Source organism: bacterium, from assembly GCA_040755795.1.
GTDB lineage: Bacteria > UBA9089 > CG2-30-40-21 > CG2-30-40-21 > SBAY01 > JBFLXS01.
This window is the reverse complement of the sequence record JBFLXS010000660.1, coordinates 1-1488: the sequence shown is the minus strand read 5'-3', so window position 1 is coordinate 1488 and position 1488 is coordinate 1. Positions and strand designations below refer to the sequence as shown.

3 protein-coding genes are annotated in these 1488 nt (G+C 36.0%); all 3 read left to right on the top strand.

The genetic code is table 11. The features are described 5' to 3' along the window. Nucleotides 1-197: 197 nt before the first annotated feature. The 3 genes from AB1414_20705 to AB1414_20695 are packed head-to-tail and all read left to right on the top strand — an operon-like array spanning nucleotide 198 to nucleotide 1365. The gene (locus AB1414_20705; GenBank protein MEW6609831.1) at nucleotides 198-419 is read left to right on the top strand and encodes a hypothetical protein; all 222 of its coding nucleotides are present in this window, start codon (nucleotides 198-200) and stop codon (nucleotides 417-419) included. Nucleotides 420-430: 11 nt separating this feature from the next. Further along, a complete protein-coding gene (locus tag AB1414_20700; GenBank protein ID MEW6609830.1) occupies nucleotides 431-709 on the top strand; it encodes a hypothetical protein in 279 nt (92 codons plus the stop codon). A gap of 2 nt (nucleotides 710-711) precedes the next feature. Continuing rightward, complete coding sequence (locus AB1414_20695; GenBank protein MEW6609829.1) at nucleotides 712-1365, top strand: PorV/PorQ family protein; 654 nt, start codon at nucleotides 712-714, stop codon at nucleotides 1363-1365. The last annotated feature ends 123 nt before the right edge of the window (nucleotides 1366-1488 follow it).

Here is a 1488-nt window from a genome sequence, read left to right as displayed (position 1 = left end):
GATACATGTCGAAAACTTGGAGTGAATTTTCGTAAGTATTTATACGATAGACTTTCTGGAGAATACAGGCTGCCATCCTTAGCAGAGATGATCGGGCAGACAAGTGCAGTTTGTTATCCATGTGGCCCTTCGCCATAAAAAACGGTTCTTTAGATATTATGTGGCTGTTGAAACTGTAAGGTGCAGATTGCCACTTGATGATGAGCAGTTACGCTGCTAAAGTAGAAATTAAGGTTTATACATTAGATGGTCTTCTGGTAAAAACAGTTGTAGATAATTATAGGGATGCCGGACCACATAATACGGATAAATGGGATGGTAAGGATGAAGATGATGAGATAGTTGCCAGTGGAATTTATTTGGTATATTTTGATTGTGGCTATTTCAATGAAATAAAGAAGATAGCGGTGATTAAATGAGGGGGATAACAGTGATAAGTTTTATAATTTTAAGAACTATCCTAATTTTTTCAATATGGTGGGTTATGTTATTAACTCATCAATCTGAAGCAGGAGATAAAACTTCTGCTCTGGTAGTGCTAAAATTTCCCACAAGTGCTCGAGTATCTGGCATAGGTGAAATTGGAGTTAGTTGCCCAAATGGCATAGATAGTATCTTCTTTAACCCTGCAGGCTTGTCATTAGTTGACCATAAGGAGGCGGCTTTCTTCTACTCAACGCTCTCCCCAATGCATCTAAAAAAAGAGTAAAAATGGTCTTGACAAACCCGGCCACCTCAGAAAATAGTGTCCTGGGTCTAAGTATTGCTACATTGCAAGTGGGTGATATTGAAATTAATTATGAGAATAAACCCAGTAGAAAGGTAAAGGCAGAAAGTGATTATGTGATTAGTCTATCTGGAGGGCTAAAACTAACTAAAAATCTATCAGCAGGAATTAATCTTAAAAAGATACAAAGTGAATTGGTAGAAGAGGTAAAGGCAAAGGCGTATGCTATAGATTTTGGGACATTATTACTTATTTCAGAAAATCTTAGCTTTGGGGTGGCAGGACAAAATTTTGGGTCAGATGTAAAATATCGTGAGAAAAAAGATCCATTGCCATTCAATATACGAGCAGGAACTTCTTATAAATTTCTACTTCCAAATGCAAACAATATTCTTTTAGGTATAGATTTAGTTAAACCTAAAGGAGATGATATTAAAACTCATGTGGGAATGGAATATTTAAATGTAGAGTGTGAATTAAATGTGTATTTAAGAGTAGGATATGCATTTGGATATGAAACAAAAGATTTTACTGCTGGACTGGGATTTGTCGAACGAGGTTATTCTTTAGACTATGCATATCTAATGCGTGGAGATCTGGACAGGAATCATTATATCTCTGTAGGAGTGAAATTTTAGGTGGTGTCCTAAATTAGCTAAAGTTTGTGAGAGAAAATGTCGATAAAGATAACAGAAGTACATAGTGTATTATTCTGGAGATTTTGTTTGGGAGGTGGAATAACGATGCATCCAATAGAACAC

What these genes read in the sequence shown, in the direction of transcription:
- AB1414_20705 (MEW6609831.1), top strand. Translation starts at nt 198, where the DNA reads ATGATGAGCAGTTACGCTGCTAAAGTAGAAATTAAGGTTTATACATTA.
- AB1414_20695 (MEW6609829.1), top strand. Translation starts at nt 712, where the DNA reads ATGGTCTTGACAAACCCGGCCACCTCAGAAAATAGTGTCCTGGGTCTA.